Source organism: Fibrisoma limi BUZ 3, assembly GCF_000296815.2.
GTDB lineage: Bacteria > Bacteroidota > Bacteroidia > Cytophagales > Spirosomataceae > Fibrisoma > Fibrisoma limi.
This window is the reverse complement of the sequence record NZ_CAIT01000004.1, coordinates 788,069-807,562: the sequence shown is the minus strand read 5'-3', so window position 1 is coordinate 807,562 and position 19,494 is coordinate 788,069. Positions and strand designations below refer to the sequence as shown.

General features: G+C 56.0%; 13 protein-coding genes. All 13 read left to right on the top strand.

The genetic code is table 11. The annotated features are described in order from the left end of the window. The first annotated feature begins 896 nt into the window (after positions 1–896). On the top strand, positions 897–1,922 hold the full coding sequence (locus BN8_RS33135; protein WP_192579019.1) for a T9SS type B sorting domain-containing protein: 1,026 nt from the start codon (positions 897–899) through the stop codon (positions 1,920–1,922). A gap of 95 nt (positions 1,923–2,017) precedes the next feature. Beyond that, the gene (locus BN8_RS03845; RefSeq protein WP_009280482.1) at positions 2,018–3,103 is read left to right on the top strand and encodes an OmpA family protein; all 1,086 of its coding nucleotides are present in this window, start codon (positions 2,018–2,020) and stop codon (positions 3,101–3,103) included. Positions 3,104–3,231: 128 nt separating this feature from the next. Further along, positions 3,232–4,350 (top strand): PA14 domain-containing protein, encoded by a 1,119-nt coding sequence (locus BN8_RS03840; RefSeq protein WP_009280481.1) that lies wholly within the window; start codon positions 3,232–3,234, stop codon positions 4,348–4,350. Positions 4,351–4,409: 59 nt separating this feature from the next. Then, a complete protein-coding gene (locus tag BN8_RS03835; RefSeq protein ID WP_009280480.1) occupies positions 4,410–6,167 on the top strand; it encodes a S41 family peptidase in 1,758 nt (585 codons plus the stop codon). Positions 6,168–6,345: 178 nt separating this feature from the next. Continuing rightward, on the top strand, positions 6,346–7,428 hold the full coding sequence (locus BN8_RS03830) for a DUF4097 family beta strand repeat-containing protein (RefSeq protein ID WP_009280479.1): 1,083 nt from the start codon (positions 6,346–6,348) through the stop codon (positions 7,426–7,428). A gap of 249 nt (positions 7,429–7,677) precedes the next feature. After that, a complete protein-coding gene (locus BN8_RS03825) occupies positions 7,678–8,325 on the top strand; it encodes a (2Fe-2S)-binding protein (RefSeq protein ID WP_051040998.1) in 648 nt (215 codons plus the stop codon). Continuing rightward, positions 8,322–9,320, top strand: coding sequence for an FAD binding domain-containing protein (locus BN8_RS03820; RefSeq protein WP_009280477.1), 999 nt, complete (start codon positions 8,322–8,324; stop codon positions 9,318–9,320). Before BN8_RS03825 ends, BN8_RS03820 begins: the two co-directional genes overlap by 4 nt. Positions 9,321–9,328: 8 nt before the next feature. Next, entirely contained in the window at positions 9,329–11,551 is a 2,223-nt protein-coding gene (locus BN8_RS03815; protein ID WP_009280476.1) for a xanthine dehydrogenase family protein molybdopterin-binding subunit, read from the top strand. A 36-nt stretch (positions 11,552–11,587) separates the two neighbouring features. After that, the gene (locus BN8_RS03810; RefSeq protein WP_009280475.1) at positions 11,588–14,701 is read left to right on the top strand and encodes an FAD-binding and (Fe-S)-binding domain-containing protein; all 3,114 of its coding nucleotides are present in this window, start codon (positions 11,588–11,590) and stop codon (positions 14,699–14,701) included. 113 nt (positions 14,702–14,814) lie between these two features. Next, complete coding sequence (locus BN8_RS03805) at positions 14,815–15,873, top strand: hypothetical protein (RefSeq protein WP_009280474.1); 1,059 nt, start codon at positions 14,815–14,817, stop codon at positions 15,871–15,873. A 283-nt stretch (positions 15,874–16,156) separates the two neighbouring features. Next, on the top strand, positions 16,157–17,557 hold the full coding sequence (locus BN8_RS03800; RefSeq protein ID WP_009280473.1) for a Gfo/Idh/MocA family protein: 1,401 nt from the start codon (positions 16,157–16,159) through the stop codon (positions 17,555–17,557). A 52-nt stretch (positions 17,558–17,609) separates the two neighbouring features. Next, positions 17,610–18,323 carry a 3-keto-disaccharide hydrolase gene (locus BN8_RS03795; RefSeq protein ID WP_040005420.1) on the top strand — a complete coding sequence of 238 codons (714 nt, stop codon included), beginning with the start codon at positions 17,610–17,612 and terminating at the stop codon, positions 18,321–18,323. 188 nt (positions 18,324–18,511) lie between these two features. Continuing rightward, the gene (locus tag BN8_RS03790; protein WP_009280471.1) at positions 18,512–19,492 is read left to right on the top strand and encodes a helix-turn-helix transcriptional regulator; all 981 of its coding nucleotides are present in this window, start codon (positions 18,512–18,514) and stop codon (positions 19,490–19,492) included. The last annotated feature ends 2 nt before the right edge of the window (positions 19,493–19,494 follow it).

Here is a 19,494-nt window from a genome sequence, read left to right as displayed (position 1 = left end):
AATCACCCCTATTCTCCTTCACGATTATAACTCAAAGTCGCCCTATATAGCCTTGTCAAAAAATAGGCTATTGAAGCCATACGCTCAAATCAATGCCTTTTAAGTACATTTCTTAACACAACCAGTATACTAATTTTTTACTACCTCCGTTTTCCGAGAAAATCGGTAGTATGATCCGGCTCCTGTTACTTGGTTGGGCATGCCTGTTTGCTGGCGTAGTCGGCTACAGCCAGCCCGTTGACTGTAACAACATTGGCTTTGAAGAAGGCACCTTCAGAAGTTGGGAGCGGTGGATAGGCTTACCCGCCGACTCTGCCCAAAAACTGTTTTTCGTTAGCCTCCGACCAGGCAGCGAACATTTAGGTACAGCGCTTTTGGGGCATATGATTACCCAAGTTACTGATGGATACGATCCAATCATCACTGAGAAGATACCGGTAGTGGCTCCGGGCAGCCAACATTCTGTTCGACTCGGTACGTCGGCAATTGGTAGCACCGCCGATCAACTCCGATCAACGCTGCGAGTAAGTGCAGATACGCCTTTGTTACTTTACCGATTTGCAGTGGTATTGCAAAATCCCAACCATAAACCTTACCAACAGCCAGCCTTTCGGCTACTTATCCGTACACTACAGGGAGATACAATTCCGTGCGGCTATTATCAGGCATCGGCAAGCAATCAGACTGCAGGATTCTCCAAGCAAGGTGGTTTAATTTACCGGAAATGGACAAACTGTGTAGTTGATCTGCGTCCTTACATTGGCCAGCAACTAACGATTGAGGTGATTGCTCATGGTTGTACGGATGGAGGACATTTTGGGTACGCTTATTTTGACGCGCAATGTCTCCAAGCCGCTGTAACCACCTCTTCATTCTGTTCGCAACGAGACACAACCATGATCTTATCCGCTCCAACAGGTTTCGACCGATATCAATGGAGTACGGGAGATACTACGGCAACTATTGCCATCACTCCTCGGATTGGCGATCGCTATTGGGTGAAGGTTCGGTCTCAGTCTACACTCAGACCTGACTGCTCAGTGGAGTTGATGCTATCGTATGAAGTTGAAGAAGGCATTGTACCAATCAGCCAAAACATTACCCTCTGTGCGGGTGAATCATACCCGGTTGGCGACTCTGTTTATACCCGTTCGGGCACCTACCGTACCGTCATCAAACGCCCTGACCCACTATGTGATAGCGTAATTTTAACAAAACTGACGGTTCTCCCCCTAGTTAGTGAGACACAAAGCAAGACAATATGTAAGGGCGATCAATTAAAGATAGGCGACAGCACCTACACAACCGCTGGTACGTACCAGACCCGCATTCGCCGGGCTGCTCCCCTCTGTGACAGCTTAGTAACCACCCATCTCGTGGTTCAGCAAGTTGATCTTGCTCCTTTCCAGGATACATTGGTGGTGCAGGGCGATAGTATACAGTTAAAAGCCCTTGTTCCGGACGAAGCCAATTATACCTACAGTTGGTCACCTAACGATGGCTTAGCCTGCTCCACTTGTGCTGCAACCTGGGCAAAGCCTGGCCAAACAACTCAATATCGGCTAACCGCCCGAACGCCCGGCTCAGGCTGCGAAGCGTCTCAAACCGTACGTGTTCAGGTAGTCCCGTGCACAATTAATCTCCCCAACTCTTTTTCACCAAACGGCGACGGAATCAATGATCAGTTCACAATCATGCCAAGCCCCTGCGTAAAGCAAGTTAAGCTGTTGACCGTATACAACCGGTGGGGTCAGGTTATCTTTCACGAACGTAATGAATCCAATCGGAACAACCCGATAAGCTGGGACGGAACCTTTCAGGGCGAAACGGTCGGCGCGGGTGTCTATCCTTACCAGCTACTTTTCGAGTCCGCGTTGGGCGGTGTTCGTAAACATAGTGGCACTTTGTTGCTGCTTCGTTAATGAACGCTCTTCTAAAAGCATGACAACTTAGCCACCGGGAAGGAGTTCAGCATCAGGATCGTTACCTTTCCCGTATCACGTAAACAGACTTGCCTATGTGTCGCGCGTGTGGTTTTCTGGTTGTGCTTTGGGGTGTGGTTTCGGGGAGTGGTTTTGCACAGTCGCCATCCAGTCGACAGGCGGCTACGCACGGCCTGAAAGGGGAATATTTCAACGGCCCAAACTTCGAACACAAAGTCCTGACCCGGATTGATCCGCAGGTAAGTTTTGACTGGAACTGGCAGATGCCCGGTCCGGGCGTGCCACGCGAGTATTTTTCCGTGCGCTGGACCGGCAAGCTTTACGCCCCCCGGTCGGGCAAATACCAGTTCAGCGCTACGGTCGATGATGGTGTACGGGTCTGGGTTGGTGGCAAAAAGGTAATCGACGAGTGGCGTAAGCAGGACGACACCCAGTTCGTCGGTGAGATCATCCTCAAAGCCGGCAACTATTATGACCTGAAAGTTGAGTACTACAACGACTGGAAAGGCAGCATCATCTACCTGTTCTGGAAACTACCTGTAGACAAGCGAATCGCAGCGACTACGTCCCCGGAGGTGATTTCCGCCAATTTTCTCGTTCCGTCATTCCCAACCAAACCGAAGGTAGCAGCCGCGAAGCCGCCGGTCGTCAGTAAACCTAATGTTGTGGCCAAGCCCAGCAAGCCCGTGGCGACGGCTACGCGGTCGTTGCGCCCGGTTCCTCCAAAGACGGCCGGTGTTGGTCAACCGGTGGCTAAAAACGAGGCCAGTGCGCCTGCCCCCGTGAGCAATCCCATCAATACGTTCGAGACGCTGACCGCTGGAACGACGCTGGTGCTGCAGCACGTCCTGTTTGAACAGAGCAGCTATGTTCTGCTACCTGAATCCTACACGGAATTGAACCGGCTGCTGAAAGCCCTTCAGAAACATCCCGCAGCCCGGCTCGAAATCAGCGGCCATACCGACAACGTGGGCGACCCGCGGCTCAACCTGGCCCTATCGGAGAACCGGGCGAAAGTGGTGGCGAACTACCTGGTTCGTCGCGGCATTGCCGAAAACCGGCTCGACGCAAAGGGCTACGGAGGCACCCGCCCGGTAGCCGGCAACAACACCGAATCCGAGCGGGCCAAAAACCGACGGGTCGAAATTCAGGTCCGATAGACGGCCGTGTATTCACCGGCCGAATGCCCGCTAAGCAATTCAGAACGGCCCTTTTACCACCGGTGTAAATATACCCTCGCGCTCTATTTCTTTTCATAACTTCTTCCTGCCAAAAGCGCTCTACTGTTATGAAACCCTTTACCCTGATGGCGCTGCTGACCCTGCTGGTTGTCAGCACCCATGCACAGCATGGACTGCGGGGGGAATACTACGATGGTCCAAACTTCAACCGGAAGGTATTTATCCGCAACGACAAGCAGATCAACTTCAACTGGCGGGGCACGAGTCCCGGCCGGGGCATCGGCACGGAATTTTATTCCATTCGATGGACGGGTTTGCTCCAGCCGCCAACCGACGCAACGTATCAGTTTACGGCTGAGGTCGACGACGGCATCCGGTTATGGGTGGGCAACCGGAACATCATCGACGCCTGGGGCCTGCACAACAACGTGACGTTTACGGGCAAGGTTAAGCTGAAAGGGGGCGGTTTTTACGACCTGCGCATCGATTATTATAACGACATTCTGGAGGGAGAAATCAAGCTGTACTGGCAGATGATCGGCCCTGATAATACCCCTGTCGGTCCAAAACAACTGATCGATACCCAATACCTGATTATGCCGCCCCGGCCCAAACCAGCGGTGGCCGCTACGCCGACGCCCAAACCTCAGCCGGTGGTCGCTACGCCAAAGACTACTACGCCCCAGCCTACCGCGAAGAAACTCACCCCGGTTCAGCCTTCAGTGGCAGTAACCAGCAAACCGACGGTACCGGCGTCCAAACCCACCGCCAAGCCGACGGGTAAACCAGCGGTCGCCACCAGGCCGACTCCAACCACCACTGTGCAGACAGACCCACCGGCCGTTGTGAAAGAACAGCCGCCCGTTACGTTCACAAAGCTGGAATCAGAGCAGACGCTTGTGCTTCAGAACGTCATGTTTCAGCAAAGCAGTTACGTACTGCTGCCCGAATCGTACGTTGAATTAAACAAACTGGTGCAGGCCCTGCGCGACAATCCAACAGTTCAGCTTGTGATCAGTGGGCATACCGACAACGTGGGCGACCCACGGCTCAACCAGTCGCTGTCGGAGTATCGGGCCAGGGTGGTGATGAACTACCTGATTCGTCACGGCATTGCGGAAGAACGGCTCGAAGCGAAAGGCTACGGCTGCACCCGACCGGTAGCGGGCAACGATACCGAATCCGACCGATCTAAAAACCGGCGGGTGGAAATACAGGTACACTGACAAAGGATACGAAAAAAACCGTATTTTCATCTGTACAACGTGTAAGCCCTGTTGACTCCATGTCTCTATTTCGATGCATCTGCCTGCTCCTGTTGTGGCCGCTGGTAAGTAACGCCCAGACCGCACTTACGGCTAATCAGGCCTATCAATACCTTCAGAACGAACGCGCCCGGGTCCGTCAGATTATTGGCACCAGCGATCAGCCGTCGGCCGACAGCCTACGGAAAGGCGCTCAGGTCCTGCAGGAAGCACTGGCCTACTACCAACGCCCCGACGTACTGGCGCTGGCCAAGACCAGCAAATCGCTGTATTATCGAAAAACAGACATGCTCTACGATTTATCGCGTATTCAGAGTCGGCTCAACGATCAACCGGCGGCTGCGGCCACTCTGCAGCAACTGCTGACGCCGGAATTTGCCGATGTGTACTCACCCTGGATTCTCGACGACCCGTATCTGGCTTCAGTCCGGCAGGATCCGGCCCTGAAACCGATTCTGGATAAGGCGGCCTCACAGATCAATACCTTCCGGTCGAAAGCACTGACAACGCCCTACCAACCGAACATCAGCGACGACGAGAAAGTAGCAGGTCTGTCGAAGATGTGGGCCGAAGCCAAATATAACTTCGCCTATTTTGACCAAATCCCCGACGTTGACTGGGACAAGCTGTATCTGGAATACCTGCCGAAAGTACGTGCCACGCCCAACACGGTGGCCTACTACCGGGTGCTGAAACAATTCTACGCCCAACTCCGCGACGGCCATACCGATGTCTGGGCGACTAACGGCCCGCTGGCCGATTCGGTGGCGTTCCGCCCACCCGTACTGGCTCAGTTAATTGAAGGTCGGGTATTTGTGCAGCAGGTACGGCACGATAGTCTGATGCGTACCGGCGTTGTTCCCGGCCTGGAGATTGTGCAGGTCGACGGTATGCCTGTCCGGGACTATGCCGATCGCTACGTCCGGCCGTATCAAAGCGGCTCAACACCCCAGAACGTTGACGTCCAGACGTATGGCTATCAACTGTTGCGTGGTCCAAAGGATCGGCCCGTGATGGTAACGTTCCGCGACGTTAAGGGCAAGACGTTCAGTCGCGTGTTACCCCGTAGTGGCTATTCGAAACTGGCTCCGGTCGAATCGGTGTCCATTAAGATCCTGCCGGGGAACGTCGCCTACGTCCAACTTAACGAGTTTGACAGCGACAGGGGATTTAAGCGCTTCGTGGCGGCTTTCGATACCATTGCGGCTGCCAACGCCCTGATTCTGGATGTTCGGCAAAATGGCGGTGGTGATTCGGGCAACGGCTGGAACATCCTCAGTTACCTGACTGATAAATCATTCGCTACTGGTAGCTACCGTTCGCGTTTATACAGCCCGGTTCGGCGGGCGCGGGGCGAAAACGTCCTGTTCGAACCGGTCGACACGGGCAATACGTGGTCGGCAAACGGCCAGAAGCTGTACAGCAAACCGGTGGTTGTGCTCATTAGCGGCATGACTTTCTCGGCCGCCGAAGATTTTACGGTAGCGTTTGCTGCTATGAAACGCGGCAAACTGATCGGCGAACCAACGGGTGGCAGCACCGGTCAGCCGCTGGTCTTTTCGCTGCCGGGTGGCATTATGGCCCGGGTCTGCACCAAACGCGACGCCTTCCCCGACGGCACCGAGTGGGTTGGCAAAGGCATTCAGCCCGACATCCTGGTGCGCCCGACCGTGGCCGACGTACAGGCCGGTCGTGACCCGGTGCTGAACGCAGCCCTCCGTGAACTGGCCCCCTCGATAGCTACCGAACCGTCCAGAAAAACGAAATCATCACGCTGAGTAATTTCATAGATAATTGCTGGCCGGAACAACGATTCTGACCTGTTTTCAGGTTTTTTGAGCATCGCTACGCCTGTCTGGCTAAAATAATACAGCAGACGTAGGGGTCAGGACGCAACGAACTGTCCTGCTTTTGCATCTTTCAACCAAACTAAGTCGTGTACTTATCAGATACGCCATGAAACGCAACCAGTTTATCCTTTCCCTGCTCGGCGTTGGAGCCATTACCTTCAGCGCTTTTACAACCGATCCCAACCGAATCGTTCGCTTGAACGACGACACAAAGCCCTATGACACCAAGACATTTACGGGTAACATCAGCGCCGTTCGGGCCGAAACATCAGGGGGTAGCCTGACCGTCGAAGGCAGCTCCGGCAGTGGTGCCAAAGTGGAAATGTACGTTCGGCCGAACAACTGGAACGGCCGCAACGAACTGGATAAAGCCGAAATTGACGAGCGGCTGAAGGACTATGACGTAAACATCCGTCAGGAAGGCAACACGATCATCGCCACGGCCAAACGCCGGTCAAACAACAACCGCGACTGGAAACGCTCCCTCAGCATCGGCTTCAAAATCTACACACCCCGCAACGTATCAACGACCCTGCGCACCTCGGGCGGCAGCATCCGGCTCAGCGACCTGGCCGGCAACCAGGATTTCCGAACCAGTGGTGGTAGCCTGCACCTGACCAGCGTAGAAGGCGACATCAGCGGCCAGACGTCGGGCGGCAGCATCCACCTCGACCGCTGCAAAAATGACCGGGATGGCCGCATCGATCTGCAAACGTCCGGCGGCTCCATCCACGCTGAAGCCTCGGAAGGGAAAATGCGGTTGCACACCTCGGGCGGCAGCATCGAACTGAACGACCTCCAGGGTACCATCGACGCCCGGACCAGCGGGGGCAGCGTTCGGGGCAGCGACATTGCCGGTACGCTCAAGGCTGGTACCTCGGGCGGATCGGTTCGGCTGGCCAACGTATCGGGCAGCCTCGATGCCAGCACCAGTGCCGGGAGCATCGAGGTTAGCCTGAACAAGCTCGGCGACTACGTTCGGCTGAGTACAACGGCCGGGAGCGTGCGCGTCAAGATGCCGATGAACAAAGGCCTTGACCTCGACCTGAGCGGCAACCGCGTTGAAGTTGGTACGTTAAGCAATTTCAGCGGATCGCACGAAAAAGACCGCGTTCGTGGTAAGGTTAACGGCGGTGGTGTCCCGGTCGAGATTGCGGCTTCCAGTGGTAGTGTCTATTTGAATCGATAAAAAATTACTCATCAGACGGTGTTAACAGGTGTGCGGCCCGCCAGAATAAACTGGCGGGCCTTCTTTGTTGTATTGCGTCTTCATCTGGCAGGTCCAGTTGAGTGACCTCACTATGTGGAAGCCGACGACACTGATTACCCGCTCCGGCATCTGTTGCCTCCGCTTGCCAAGACCAGTAAACCACTGGTCTTTTTCTTTTGGTAACCTTCTCCCCGCCCAATGGTTATACAGGCAAGTAACTCAACGGTGATGAAAAACAGAACCTTCAGTGTGCTGATCAACCCCGGTCAGGCACCACCGCAGGCGGGCCGACGCGATTTTCTAAAGCAGTCGTCTCTGCTGACCGCCCTGGCGCTCACCCCCTCAACTGTCCTACAGGCCGCGGAGACGGTATTGGGTACTGAAGGGTCGCCAACTGCCGAAAACATTCCGGTGGTTATCGAAATCAACGGTACGTCCCGCTCACTGTCCGTCGAACCTCGGGTTTCGTTGCTGGATCTGCTCCGTGAGCAGCTCGATATGACGGGTACCAAGAAAGGCTGCGACTACGGCCAGTGCGGAGCCTGTACGGTTCACGTGGACGGGCAGCGGGTGCTGGCCTGCCTGAGCCTGGCGGTAATGATGCAGGGGAAGCAAGTCACGACCATCGAAGGACTGGCCGAAGGGCCCGAGCGGCTGCATCCCATGCAGGAAGCGTTCATCAAACACGATGGTTTTCAATGCGGCTACTGTACTCCCGGCCAGATCATGTCGGCGGTGGGCTGCCTCCGCGAAGGGCACGCCGACACCGAGGCTGAAATCCGGGAGTACATGAGCGGCAATATCTGCCGGTGCGGAGCGTACTCGAACATCATTGCGGCTATTGAGGAAGTCAAAAAAGGCGGACAAAAAGTATGATTAATTTCCGGTACGTCCGCCCCACCACCCGGCAGGCCTGCGTAACAGCCCTGGTCAGTGATCCGACCGCGCAGTTCATAGCCGGAGGGACCAACCTCATCGACCTGATGAAGCGGGGCGTAACGGCTCCGGAGAAAGTAGTCGACATCAACGCCCTGACGCTCCGAAGCATTGACAAGCAGGGCAGCGGCATTCGCATCGGAGCCCTGGCCCTGAACAGCGCCGTGGCCGACCATCCGATGATCCGCCAGCAGCAACCCCTGCTGACACAGGCCCTCAATGCGGGGGCTTCCGCGCAGATTCGGAACATGGCGACCATGGGCGGCAACATGCTGCAACGGACCCGCTGCCACTATTTTTATGATACGGCCCTGCCCTGCAACAAACGCGAACCCGGCTCAGGCTGCGGGGCGCTGGAAGGCTTCAACCGCATCCACGCGATTTTCGGCACCAGCGACCGCGATCCGAAGACGGCCTGCATCGCCGTACACCCCAGCGACATGTGCGTAGCGCTGGTGGCTTTGGACGCAACGGTGCTGGTGACCGGGCCGAACGGTGAACGCCGGATTCCGTTCGTCGATTTTCACCGGCTGCCAGGCAATACGCCCGAACGGGATACCAACCTCGAACGTGGTGAACTCATCCTGGCCATCGACGTTCCCGACAATGCTTTCGCCCGACATACACATTACCTGAAGGTACGCGACCGGAATTCGTATGCCTTTGCGCTGGTGTCGGTGGCGGCTGCGCTGGACCTCAGCAACAGCACCATCCGCGACGCTCGGCTGGCGATGGGTGGCGTCGCGCATAAACCCTGGCGGTTGCTCGACGCCGAGAAAGCACTGGTTGGCAAACCTGCCACCGAAGCGACGTTCCGGCAAGCCGCCGACATCGCCATGCAGGGGGCTAAAGCCTTTGAGCACAATGCGTTCAAAATCAGAATGGCCCCCAGTTCTATCGTAGAAGCCCTTAAAACGGCGGCTCGCCCAGCCTGAAACAGCTCATGGAAGAATATACATTGAAACCTGGCCAGATCGGCGATCCGCTGAATCGGGTCGATGGTCGCCTGAAAGTAACGGGTGGAGCCCGCTACGCGGCCGAATACAATCTGCCCGGCATAACATTCGGCGTGCTGACCACCAGTACGATCACGAAAGGCCGCATCCGGGCTATTGATACGAAAGCCGCCGAAAAAGCACCCGGCGTACTGGCTGTTGTCACGCATAAAAATTCACCGAAAGTACCGGGCTATAATGCGGGGACGGACAATGAGGGCTCACGGGTGTACGGACAGGAATTCCGCGTGTTCTACGACGATCGGATTTACTACAACAACCAGCCGGTGGCCCTCGTCATTGCCGATACGCTGGAACGTGCTACGTACGCAGCGTCCCTTGTGAGCGTGACGTACAACGAGGATAAGCACCAGACCAATATCAAAACGCAGACCGAAAAGGCCATAAAACCCGAACGACCGGAGGACTACGCCCGGGGCGAAGCCAATGCCTACAAAAAAGCCCCGGTTCGGATTGAGCAGGACTACCACACACCTATTCACGTCCACAACCCCATGGAACCCCACGCAGCCACGGCGGTCTGGGAAACCAACGACAAGGTGATCGTTTACAATAAGGCGCAGGGGGTGAAGCTGGCGCAGAAGGACATCATGAAGTCGTTTGACCTTAAGGCGGAAAACGTCCGGATTCATTCGCCCTTCGTTGGGGGTGCGTTCGGGAGTTCGTCGCGCATCTGGCCGCAGGAAATGGCCGCCATACTGGGTGCCAAACACGTAGGCCGGCCGGTGAAGGTCGTGCTGAAACGCGATCAGGTGTTCAACATGGTCGGCTACCGGCCCCGGTCGATCCAGAAAGTCGGCCTGGGTGCTACCGCCGACGGCAAACTGATTGGCGTCACCCACGAAGCGATGGGCCTGACGTCGACTTATGAGCAATTCACGGAGCGGATCGTCCACCCAACCAAGTCGCTGTACAGTTCGCCGAACCTCAACGCTGTTTACAAGCTGGTTCCGCTGGATCTGAGTACCCCCTGCTGGACCCGTGGCCCCGGCGAAAGCAGCGGTTCGTTTGCGCTGGAATCGGCCATGGATGAGCTGGCCTACGCGCTGAATATGGACCCGCTGACGCTGCGGCTCAAAAACTTCGCCGACAAAGACCCTGAAAACGACAAACCCTGGTCGAGCAATTTTCTTAAAACCTGCTACGAGCAAGGAGCCGAACGGTTTGGCTGGTCAAAACGTAACCCCAAACCCCGCTCCATGCGGGCCGGCGACATGTTGGTCGGCATGGGGATGAGCGCCGGTATATACAAAGCTGAACGCGCTCCGGCTTCGGCCCGCGCCAAACTGCTCGCCGACGGGTCGCTGGTGGTGCAGAGCGCAGCCGCCGACGTTGGTCCCGGTACGTACACGATCATGACGCAGATTGCCGCCGATACAATGGGCCTCCCTGTCGGCAAAGTGCGGTTTGAGCTGGGCGACTCATCGTTTCCACAGGCTCCCCCGCAATACGGCTCCCACACGACGGCCTCGGTCGGCTCGGCGGTACACGACGTATGCGTTGCCCTGAAGCAGCGATTGCAGGAACTGGCCATCAACAAACAAGGGTCGGCGCTCTATCAGGCCAGTGCCGACGATCTGGTGTTTGCCGACAACGCCATCCGGCTCAAAGGCCGGTCGAACGGGGTGACGTATACCGAGATTCTGAAGCTGAACAACCTGCCGGAACTGGAAGTGACGAAGGAATCGAAGAGCGGGCCGGAGAAAGAAACGTTCTCGACCAAATCCTTCTGCGCTACGTTCATCGAGGTGCATGTCCATCCGGCCACGGGTATGGTGCAGGTCAAACGGGTGGTATCGGCTGTTGACGCGGGCAAGATTATGAACCTCAAAACCGCCCGAAGCCAGGTACTTGGCTCAACGATTTGGGGCATCGGCATGGCCCTGATGGAAGAAGGCGTGATCGACCACCGGTTCGGTCGCTACATGAACAAAGACCTGGCCGAGTATCACGTACCGGTTTGTGCCGATACGCCCGACATTGATGTGATTCTGATCGATAAACCCGACCCGATTGTCAGCCCGACCGGCGCGAAAGGCATTGGTGAGATCGGCATGGTGGGCTTTGCAGCCGCAGTGGCCAACGCCGTGTACCACGCAACCGGCAAACGCATCCGCGAACTACCCATCACGCCCGATAAGCTGGTGTAGCGACAGTGAGTGGCAGTTTTGTTGTACCTTTAGGGTATGTTCCGAATAGCACCTACCCGATTTGCCGATCTGCGCTCGTCGTTCGAGGGCGAACTGTACTTTGATGAATCGCCCGAACACACCGCCCAGCGTATTCTCTACGCCACCGATGCCTCCGTGTACCAGGAGATGCCGGTCGCCGTGGCCATACCGAAATCCGTAGCCGACATCAAACAACTGATTCGGTTCGCCCGGCAGCAGGGACAAAACGGCGCAGCGGTTGGGCTGATTCCACGGGCGGCCGGTACGTCGCTGGCCGGTCAGGTCGTGGGCAACGGCATCGTAGTAGATATTTCCAAGTATTTCGGCAACATTCTGGAAGTGAACGTTGAAGAACGCTGGGTACGGGTGCAGCCGGGCGTCATCCGCGACGACCTCAATGCCTACCTGAAACCGTATGGGCTGATGTTCGGACCGGAGACCTCAACGGCCAGCCGGGCCATGATTGGGGGGATGATCGGTAATAATTCCTGCGGTCTGCACTCGATCGTATGGGGCACGACCCGCGATCACCTGCTCGAAGTCAAAGCCCTGCTGAGCGACGGCACCGAGGTCACGTTTGGGCCGTTGACGCAGGCACAATTCAATGCTAAATGCCAGGGTGCGTCCACACCGGGTGCATCCACACCGGGTGCATCCACACCGGGCGAAAATGTAATAAGCCCCCTTGAGCAGCAGCTATACCAGCAAGTCAATACGTGGCTGTCGGACCCGACCATCCGGAAGCAGATTCGCGATGGGTATCCCAAGCCGACCGTTACCCGCCGAAACACGGGCTACGCGGTCGATGCATTGGTAGAGTTTTTCGAGTCGTCGGTTCCGCAAGCGGGCGAATTAATTCGCCCGCTTGCGGAACCGACCTTCAACTTTGCCCACCTCATCGCGGGCTCGGAAGGAACACTCTGCTTCGTCACCGAAGCCAAGCTGAATCTGCTGCCTCTGCCACCGAAAGAAGTGGCGCTGGTCTGCGGTCATTTCCTGAGCATCCGGCAGTCGCTGGAAGCTAACCTGGTGGCACTTAATCACCACTGTGCCGCTTCCGAACTGGTCGACGATTACATTCTGGAGCTGACCAAAACCAATATCGACCAAGCCCGGAATCGCACCTTTGTGGAACCACATCCCACCGAAGGCGACCCCAAAGCCATTCTGATGGTCGAGTTCTTCGATGAAACGGCGGAGGGCGTGGGGCGTAGGGCTGAGCGTTTTATTGCTGACCTACAGGCCAAGGGATTGGGATACGCCTACCCGGTTCTGTTCGGCGATGACACCAAAAAGCCGTGGGCACTCCGTAAAGCCGGGCTGAGCATTATGTACAACATCCCCGGCGACGACAAACCGGCGAACGTAATTGAGGATACGGCCGTAGATGTCCGCGACCTCCCCGACTACATCGATGAACTGGATCGGATGGCCTGGAAAAATCACGGCCTGAAGCTGGAATACTCGGCCCATGCCGGCGCCGGCGAATTGCACGTATTACCGCTCATCAACCTCAAATCGTCGGAAGGGCGGCAGAAATTCCGGTCGCTACTGATGGATACGGCCCAGCTCGTCAAACGCTACGGCGGTTCGCTCTCAGGCGAGCACGGCGACGGCCGACTACGGGGTGAGTGCATTGCGTTCATGCTGGGTCCGGAAAACTACCAGTTGTGCAAGGACATCAAGGTGCTGTGGGACCCGCACCGGCTGTTTAACCCCGGCAAGGTAGTCGATACACCACCAATGAATGAGTTTCTGCGCTATGAAGCCGATAAGTTCATTCCGCAGCCAAAGACCCTTTTTGACTTTTCGAAAGACGGGGGTCTGCTCGAACTGGCCGAAAAATGTTCCGGTTCCGGCGACTGCCGCAAGACCCACATCTCGGGCGGAACGATGTGCCCGAGTTACATGGCAACCCGTAGCGAACACGACACCACCCGCGCCCGGGCCAACATCCTGCGGCATTTTTACACCAATCAGGACAAACCAGCCCAACACGACTACGAAGCCGTGAAGGACGTACTGGATCTGTGTCTGTCGTGCAAAGCCTGCAAAGCCGAGTGCCCATCGAGCGTGGACATGACTCGCATGAAGGCCGAGTTTACCCAGCAGTATTACGCGGAAAAAGGCGTGCCGCTGCGGGCCAGGCTGGTCGGCAATTTCACCCGGCTGATGTCGCTGGCCAGCCTGGCGCCCTGGGCCTACAACGCCATCTACGACAGCCCGGCTCTGCGTCGCATGGCCAACCGCACCGTCGGGTTCCACCCTGAGCGCACCATGCCCCGACTGGCGGGGACTACGCTACGGCGGTGGGCGAAGGAGCAGGGGGCGAAGGGCGTGAGGCAAGGGGCGGATACTGGTACACCCACGCCCCATGCCCTTCGCCCCAAGCCCCAGCCCCCAAGCCCCCTGCTCTTCGCCGATGAGTTTACGAATTACAACGACGTTGAAGTGGGTCAGAAGGCCATTCAATTGCTGCAACGTTTAGGGTATGACGTAACCATTCCAGAGCACGTCGAAAGTGGCCGGACGTATCTGTCGAAGGGCCTTGTCGATGACGCCCGGGCGATTGCCATTCGTAACGTAACGCTGCTGAAGGATAAGGTAACGGATAACAGCCCGCTGATTGGGCTGGAACCCTCGGCCATCCTGACGTTCCGCGACGAATACCCCGATCTGGTTCCGGCCGACCTGAAGGCCGACGCGCAGCGGATTGCCCAAAATACGTTCCTGTTCGAAGAATGGCTCGCCCGCGAAGTCGATGCCAAACGTATCGACCGAAGCCAGTTTACGACTGAGGCCCGACAGGTGAAAATTCACGGTCACTGCCATCAGAAGGCCATGTCGTCGATGGTACCGGTCAAAAAGATTCTGTCGCTGCCGCAAAACTACACGGCGCAGTTGATCCCATCCGGTTGCTGTGGCATGGCGGGTTCGTTTGGTTATGAAACCGAGCATTACGACATCTCGATGCAGATTGGCGAACTGGTCCTTTTTCCAACTATTCGCAAAACGAACGAGGACGTTATCATCTCAGCAGCAGGCACCAGTTGCCGCCACCAGATCAAGGATGGTACCGGCCGTAAGGCTAAGCACCCCGCCGAGATTCTGTTCGACGCCCTCAGGTAGTCTGGGCATGGCAGGTTTGATTTGAGTTAGTATCATTTCCGAACGCAGGCTCCGGGATAGCAAAACCTTTTGCGCAGTCGGTGGTTGTTTATGAATCATTAACACGAACAACCATGGCACAATCAGCAAATCTTTCTGATGGCGCACGAGAAGCCAATCAGGTATCCAGCGATGACGCGGAAACGATGTTCGGGGCTGATCAGGCCGAAACGCATATGGTCAAACTGGTCGATGGCAAGTTGGAACCAACGGGCCATACAACCGGGGATGTCTCTGAAGATATGCCGCGTATTCGCCTGGGAAGCGACGAAGAGCGGGCACTAACCGGCGACGACAAGAAGAAGTACGAAACGTCGGAAGCGGCCCTGCGATCGGGCGGTTTTGTTACGGACAGCAATGCCGTTCCTGATGACCCCATTGCTACGGCCGAAATCACGGGCAATCCGGATGCAGGTGCGTCGGTGAACACCGGTCTGCCGTCGGAAGACGAACCCGCCAACGACCGGACCGAAACCGATCCAAACGCCACCCCAACCAGTTCGTTCGGTGGATGGGCATTCCCGGCGGGTGATATGATTCCGCCAACTCCAGGAACACCCGATCCGAATAATCCGGTGCCACCAGCGCCCGAAACCCCGCAGCCCCCAACGCCGGGCGGACCGGTGCCGGAGTATCCGCCGTTGCCGGAGGTACCACCCGTAAACCCACCCATTCAGGAACCGGGTACGGAGCCGCTGCCGGACATCAACGCGACTAATTTCGTTACGTTCACCTCATCGTTTTCGGCCGATCCAACCAGCGGGACGGATATGCCCGGCGATATTCTGGGCGACCGTCCGGAACGGGAGGACGTAGAACCAGGGGAAGCCGTACCGGGTAATCAGTACGAGGGTATGTCGACCGGGCCGGAAGAAGGCATGGAAGACGAACCCGACACCGGCGACTCGGCACGACCTTACGACGTGAACGCGAAAGACAACGACACGTATCAGCCCGGCGAACGGCCGCAGGAAGCTACCGAAATGCGGGAACAGCCCCGCGCATCGATGGACGAAAGCAGCGTGAAAGCCGATGATATGATTACGGGCTCAGACCGGTCTGATCAGAAATCGACCGAGGGGCTGGACCTGAAATACAACGATCCGGAAGCCGCACGGCAGGACGTTATCTAATTACCAACCATCAACAGACTGTACGTAGCCGGGGACTTTTGTTCCCGGCTTTTTTGCATTTGTGCTACGTCACCCCAAACCCCTGAAGACGGTCGGCCGCTGCCGGGCTTAGCGCTGCTTTATCAGGTTTTTATCCTGGCGGAGCTAAGCCCCTTCAGGGGTTTGGGGTACTTGGGGTAATAATGAAATCGATAATTTCCAGTAGCTCCGGCGGTTCCGGCCCTTTTACAAATACAATCCTCAACGCCAATGAGCGTTTGGGTTATGATAAATTGAACAACCTATGCAGCATGACAATTCTTCGCGCCGGTCGTTTCTGAAGACCCTCGGCCTGGCCGGTACGGCGGCTGCGGCAGCCCCGGAAACGCTGGCCGCTTCGACGGGCTCATCGACCCAGTACCTCAACCTGATCAAAAGCCACAACAGTACGGCTGCCAACAGCAAGGTACGGATTGCCCTGATCGGTACGGGCGGTATGGGCATCGGCGATACACAAACGGCCCTGATGGTCGATGGTATTGAGATGGTTGCCGCCTGCGACCTCTACGACGGCCGTCTGCGCCGGGCCAAGGAGCTTTGGGGCGATCAACTGACAACCACCCGCGATTACCGCGAACTGCTGGACCGTACCGACATCGACGCGGTTATCAACGCCACCACCGACCACTGGCACGAAAAGATTTCGTCCGACGCCATGCGGAAAGGCAAGCACGTGTACTGCGAAAAACCGATGGTTCAGAAAGTGGAGGACGGCCATACGCTGATCAAGGTATCGAAAGACACGGGCAAGGTGTTTCAGGTAGGTAGTCAGTTTGCCAGTTCAATCATCATTTCCAAAGCCAAAGAGCTGCTGAAAGCCGGCGATATCGGCGAGCTGGTGTTTGCCGAAGCACAGTACGACCGCCACAGCGCCATGGGTGCCTGGCAATATTCGATTCCACCCGATGCGTCTCCGCAAACCGTCGACTGGGATACGTACCTGGGTAGTGCGCCCAAACGCCCCTGGGACCCGCTCCGTTTCTTCCGCTGGCGGAATTACCAGGACTACGGTACCGGTATTGCCGGCGACCTCTACGTTCACCTCCTTACTACGTTGCATACCATCACGGGCTCCAAAGGACCGAACCGGGTCTACTCGAGTGGTGGACTGCGCTACTGGAAAGACGGCCGCGACGTACCGGACATTCAGTTGAGTATCTACGATTACCCCAAAACAGCCGAGCATCCCGAGTTTAACCTGACCACCCGCTCCAACTTTGTTGATGGGGGCGGTGGTGGCTACCTGGTACGTCTGGTCGGCACGGAGGGTGATCTGTCCATCGGCTGGGATAGCCTGACGGTCCGGCGGAATAAGTTTCCGAAAGCCCCGGGTATGTCGATCGACAATTTCCCGAAGGATCAGAAAGAACTGTTCATCGCCGAGTACACCAAGATGTACCCGCAGCGGCCCGAAATGGAAGGCCCGAAGGAGTTCAAGTACGTTGTCCCGAAAGATTACAAAGGCGACCGCTACGAACACTTCGTGAACTTCTTCAACTCCGTGCGCGACAAAAAGCCGAATATCGAGGACGCTACATTTGGTCTCCGTGCCTGCGGTCCGACCCAGTGCGGCAACATGAGTTATTTCCAGAAGAAGATTGTCGGCTGGGACCCGAACGCGATGAAGATCCTGAATGCAACTTAATTTTGGCCTTTTCGCAATCGACGACAACACCAACGCAAATCCATTCAGTACTATGAAAAAGACATCCCTTATTCTGGTCGGTTTACTGGCGGGGGCCGTTGCCCTGCCCGGTTTCCGAACAACGTATGAAGCTCCCGGCAAGTGGGTCACCCTGTTCGACGGCAAAGCCGTGAAAGGCTGGCATAGCTACCTGAAAGACCGCGCCATCGGCTGGAACGTAGAAAACGGCACGCTGACGCCCGACGGTACGGGTGGCGACCTGGTAACGGACAAGGAATACGAAAATTTCGATCTGGAGTTTGAATTCAAGCTTCCGAAAGGCAGCAACAGCGGAGTCGTGTACAAGATCATCGAAAGTCCCGACAACAAAACCACGTACATGTCGGGTCCGGAATATCAGGTGATCGACGACGAATTTTACCGGGTCAAAGACGCTCAGGGTAACAGCACCAAACTAAAGGGTAGCCAGTTGACAGGTGCCAACTATGACATGATGGCCCCCAGCGACCTGACCGCCGTGAAACCGGCCGGTGAGTGGAACAAAGGCCGGATTGTGGTCAACAACAACCACGTCGAACATTACCTGAACGGCAAGAAAGTGGTCGATTATCAATACGGCACCGACGAGTGGAAAGCGATGGTAGCCAAGAGCAAGTTTGCCAACTGGGCTTACGCGACGCCCCACGCCAAAGGCAAGATTGCGCTGCAAAACCACAGCCCGGACGAGAAGGTCTGGTACCGGAACATCCGGATCCGGGAGCTGTAGCATAATACTTTTCGCTTTATCCCGGTTCCGGTAGGGCTGACTTACTTATTGTTACGTTACATTGAAATAGCCTGATGCTGTCTGCGTCAGGCTATTTCAATGTGATATGTTTTGAATGTAAATCTGTAATTATACAGTACGATTAGTCAATATTGCCGATCGTTAGCTCTATACGTTTTCTTACCGTTATGATATTCAGTTTTACTGCCACACCCGATTTTGACTTCATGACGTATTTTGCCCGTCATATACAGGCAACCGTACAGAACGGTCTTCTGACGATACCGGATCACCTGGGACAGGGCTACATTCGCAAGTTGGTTTTCGGGCAGGATTTCAAGATTACCATACACCGTTACTGCCTTAAGGAAGATCTCATCCTCAACCGCAATACATCCGGCCAGGGAAATGACCTGATCACCGTCTTTTTCTACAACAACGAGCAGGCACTTGAGATCGATTACAACGACGACACCCAGGTCCTGTTTTCTCAGCGCGACGAGTCGGCTATCCAGGTTACGTCAAACGATCTCAACTCGACCATCCGTTTTCCCGCCCACCAAACTGTTCATTACGTGGTTGTGGCCATAAAGCCGCGCCGTTTGCAGGAATTACTGGTCGGCTGCGAGCCCAATTCGGTACTCAAAACCATTACCGGCAGTGGTAATTCCTTTCTGTTCTTCGAACGTATGGAAGCCGAGACCAAGCTGCTGCTGAAAAACATGGGTGCCGTGGATATGAATGACCCGTTGAGCCACTTCTACATGCAGATCAAAGTGCAGGAACTGCTTTATCTGGTTTTCCATAAACTGTCTTTACGCGAAAGCGCTGCTCATCAAATGATCAACAGCGCCGACGCAGAAAGACTCCTGTACATACGCAATGAGATCATCAGCGACCTGAGTGTGCCGCCGGTAATCCGCGAACTGGCACAGATTGCCGCCATGAGCGAAACCAAACTAAAACAGCTTTTCAAGCAAACGTTTGGCACTACGATCTACACCTATTACCAGCAGGCCCGAATGGAAGAAGCCGCCTTCCTGTTGAAGCAGGGCAAGCATTCCGTGGGCGAAGTAGGCTATGAACTGGGCTTTTCCAACCTGAGCCACTTCAGCCGACTCTTCGAAAAGCACTACGGCCTAAGCCCGAAGCGGTACTCGTATTCGTAACG

Excerpts from the sequence above, each read along its gene's own strand:
- BN8_RS03845 (WP_009280482.1), top strand. The coding sequence starts at position 2,018 with ATGTGTCGCGCGTGTGGTTTTCTGGTTGTGCTTTGGGGTGTGGTTTCG.
- BN8_RS03805 (WP_009280474.1), top strand. The coding sequence starts at position 14,815 with ATGGCACAATCAGCAAATCTTTCTGATGGCGCACGAGAAGCCAATCAG.
- BN8_RS03835 (WP_009280480.1), top strand. The coding sequence starts at position 4,410 with ATGTCTCTATTTCGATGCATCTGCCTGCTCCTGTTGTGGCCGCTGGTA.
- BN8_RS03820 (WP_009280477.1), top strand. The coding sequence starts at position 8,322 with ATGATTAATTTCCGGTACGTCCGCCCCACCACCCGGCAGGCCTGCGTA.
- BN8_RS03825 (WP_051040998.1), top strand. The coding sequence starts at position 7,678 with ATGAAAAACAGAACCTTCAGTGTGCTGATCAACCCCGGTCAGGCACCA.
- BN8_RS03840 (WP_009280481.1), top strand. The coding sequence starts at position 3,232 with ATGAAACCCTTTACCCTGATGGCGCTGCTGACCCTGCTGGTTGTCAGC.
- BN8_RS03790 (WP_009280471.1), top strand. The coding sequence starts at position 18,512 with ATGATATTCAGTTTTACTGCCACACCCGATTTTGACTTCATGACGTAT.
- BN8_RS03810 (WP_009280475.1), top strand. The coding sequence starts at position 11,588 with ATGTTCCGAATAGCACCTACCCGATTTGCCGATCTGCGCTCGTCGTTC.
- BN8_RS03795 (WP_040005420.1), top strand. The coding sequence starts at position 17,610 with ATGAAAAAGACATCCCTTATTCTGGTCGGTTTACTGGCGGGGGCCGTT.
- BN8_RS03815 (WP_009280476.1), top strand. The coding sequence starts at position 9,329 with ATGGAAGAATATACATTGAAACCTGGCCAGATCGGCGATCCGCTGAAT.
- BN8_RS03800 (WP_009280473.1), top strand. The coding sequence starts at position 16,157 with ATGCAGCATGACAATTCTTCGCGCCGGTCGTTTCTGAAGACCCTCGGC.
- BN8_RS33135 (WP_192579019.1), top strand. The coding sequence starts at position 897 with ATGATCTTATCCGCTCCAACAGGTTTCGACCGATATCAATGGAGTACG.
- BN8_RS03830 (WP_009280479.1), top strand. The coding sequence starts at position 6,346 with ATGAAACGCAACCAGTTTATCCTTTCCCTGCTCGGCGTTGGAGCCATT.